At 28.6% G+C, this 3,022-nt stretch carries 3 protein-coding genes; all 3 read left to right on the forward strand.

The window, feature by feature from the left end; genetic code table 11:
* The first annotated feature begins 12 nt into the window (after nt 1-12).
* Entirely contained in the window at nt 13-1,017 is a 1,005-nt protein-coding gene (pseB, locus tag Q0F58_RS18520; RefSeq protein WP_294379397.1) for a UDP-N-acetylglucosamine 4,6-dehydratase (inverting), read from the forward strand.
* Nucleotides 1,018-1,092: 75 nt separating this feature from the next.
* The gene (locus Q0F58_RS18525) at nt 1,093-2,427 is read left to right on the forward strand and encodes a UDP-glucose/GDP-mannose dehydrogenase family protein (protein ID WP_294379394.1); all 1,335 of its coding nucleotides are present in this window, start codon (nt 1,093-1,095) and stop codon (nt 2,425-2,427) included.
* Between the two features lie 10 nt (nt 2,428-2,437).
* The coding region (locus tag Q0F58_RS18530) for a GDP-mannose 4,6-dehydratase (protein WP_294379398.1) at nt 2,438-3,022 on the forward strand (585 nt) is incomplete at its 3' end.

The raw sequence follows: 3,022 nt of genomic DNA on the forward strand, positions 1-3,022 counted from the left end.
GGTATACAATTAGTGCTTGATAATAAATCAATTTTGATAACTGGTGGGACAGGTTCTTTTGGTAAAAAGTTTACTGAAAGAATTTTAAAAGAATTTGATCCTAAAAGAATAGTTATATATTCAAGAGACGAATTTAATCAGGATGTAATGGCAAAAGAATTTAGAATGAAATATCCTGATAAATATAAAAAGTTAAGATTCTTTATAGGAGATGTGAGAGATAAAGATAGGCTTTATAGAGCATTTAAAGATATTGATTATGTAATACATGCAGCAGCAATGAAGCAAGTGCCAGCATGTGAATATAATCCTTTTGAAGCAATAAAAACTAACATACATGGAGCGCAGAATATAGTTGATGCTTCAATAGATTGTGGAGTTAAAAAAGTTGTAGCACTATCTACTGATAAAGCCGTGAATCCAATTAATTTATATGGAGGTACAAAACTTGTTTCAGATAAATTATTTATCGCAGGCAATGCTTATTCGGGAGGAAATGGAACAGTATTTTCTGTAGTCCGATATGGAAATGTTGCAGGAAGTAGGGGATCTGTAATTCCATTTTTTAAAACGTTACTTGAAAGAGGCGAAAAAACATTGCCTATAACAGATTATAGAATGACAAGATTTTGGATTACTCTAGATGAAGGTGTTAATCTTGTGTTTAAAGCACTAAAAGAATCACGAGGAGGGGAAACATATATATCTAAAATTCCTTCATTTAAAATTACAGATTTAGCTAGGGCTATGAATCCTGATGGAGATATGAAGGAAATTGGAATACGTGAAGGTGAAAAACTTGATGAAGTAATGATTACTAAAGATGATTCTAGAATGACTTATGAATATGAAAAACATTACATAATATATCCACATTTTGATTGGTGGAATTCACAAAAATATATGACTCCTGGAGGAAAGCTTGTTAAAGAAGGATTTGAGTATGATTCTGGGAAAAATACAGAGTGGTTATCTGTAAAAGAAATAAAAAAACTTTTATATATAGCTAAAATATAAATAATTATCGTTAATTTATTTCATAATGTAGATTAACATAGGTATAAGAAAATTTTCTAATTGTAGGTGAGGTATGTGCAAGATAATATAAGAAAAGTAGCAATAATAGGAAGTGGATATGTTGGATTAGTTGCAGGCACTTGTTTATCTGATTTTGGATTAGAAGTTATTATTATGGATAATGATAATAATAAAATTAATAAATTAAAAAAAGGAGATATTCCTATATATGAGCCTGGACTAGATGAACTGGTTAAAAAAAATGTTTATTATAAAAGATTAAAATTTACTAATAATATTGAAAAAGCAGTAAGTTGGGCAGATGTTATATTTATTGCAGTTGGAACACCTCCTAAAGAAGATGGAAGTGCCGACTTGGAATATGTATTACAAGTAGCAAAAGAAATTGGAAAATATATAAATTCTTATAAAGTTATTGTTGATAAATCAACAGTACCAATTGGAACCGCGAAGAAAGTAAAAAAGGTAATATTAGGAGAATTAATCGAAAGAAATATAAAAGTAGATTTCGATATAGTTTCAAATCCTGAATTTTTGAGAGAAGGTTCAGCAATTCAGGATTTTATGCATCCAGATAGGATCGTAATTGGAAGTGATAGTGAAAAAGCTAAATTAATAATGAAGAGTGTATATAGAGTATTATATTTAAATGAAACTCCATTTGTTGAAACTAATATTGAAACAGCAGAAATGATTAAATATGCATGTAATGCATTTTTAGCAACAAAAATTTCATTTATAAATGAAATTGCTAATCTTTGTGAAAAAATAGGTGCTAATGTGCAGGATGTTGCAAAAGCCATGGGTAAAGATGGAAGAATATCATCAAAATTTTTGCATGCTGGCCCAGGATATGGAGGAAGTTGCTTTCCGAAGGATACAAGAGCATTGATGGCAATAGGAAAAAATAATAATGAGAATTTAACCGTAATAGAAGCTGTTATTAAGGCAAATGAAAAACAAAAAATGAAAATGGTAGATAAAATTAATAATGCATTAAAAGGTGTTAATAATAAAAAAATTGGTATTTTAGGAATAACATTCAAACCAAGAACAGATGATATGAGAGAAGCACCTTCAATAGTAATATGCAATGAACTTGTCAAAAAAGGTGCGAGGTTGCGTATTTTTGATCCAGAAGGAAAAAAAGAAGGACAATGGAGATTTGAAAAAATAAAAGAAAGTATAGTGTTTTGTAATAATGAATATGAAGCTGCAGAGGAAGTAGATGCAGTAGTTTTGTTAACAGAATGGAATCAGTTTAGAAATATAGATATATTAAAAATGAAAGAAAAAATGTTGGGAGATATTTTCATTGATTTAAGAAATATATATAGCAGAAAGGATATTGAAGCTAAAGGGTTAAAATATTTTGGAGTTGGTGTATAGCTTAGGGAGGATTATAGTGTTGAATAAAAATAATGAAGTTTTTTTTATAACAGGTGTAGCAGGTTTTATAGGATTTCATTTGGCTAAGAGGGTATTAAGTGAAGGAAATAAAGTAATTGGATATGACAATTTAAATGATTATTATGATATTAATTTGAAATATAAACGATTGGATATATTAAAAAAATGTAGTGAATTTAATTTTATTAAGGGTGATTTGGTCGATAAGAATTTATTAAAAAATATATTTAAGCAATATAAGCCTACGGTAGTTATTAATTTAGCAGCTCAGGCTGGAGTCAGATATAGTATTAAAAATCCGGATGTATATGTGCAATCAAATTTGGTGGGATTTGTAAATATTTTAGAAATGTGTAGAAAATTTAATGTGAAACATTTATTATATGCTTCATCTAGTTCTGTGTATGGTAATAATAAAAAAATCCCTTTTTCAATAGAAGATAGAGTAGATTATCCGGTTAGTTTATATGCAGCAACTAAAAAATCAAATGAATTAATGGCATATACATATAGTCATTTGTTTAGGATACCATCCACAGGAATGAGGTTTTTTACTGTTTATGGTGAGTATGGT

Source organism: uncultured Clostridium sp. (assembly GCF_934754915.1).
In the GTDB taxonomy this organism is placed as follows: domain Bacteria; phylum Bacillota; class Clostridia; order Clostridiales; family Clostridiaceae; genus Clostridium.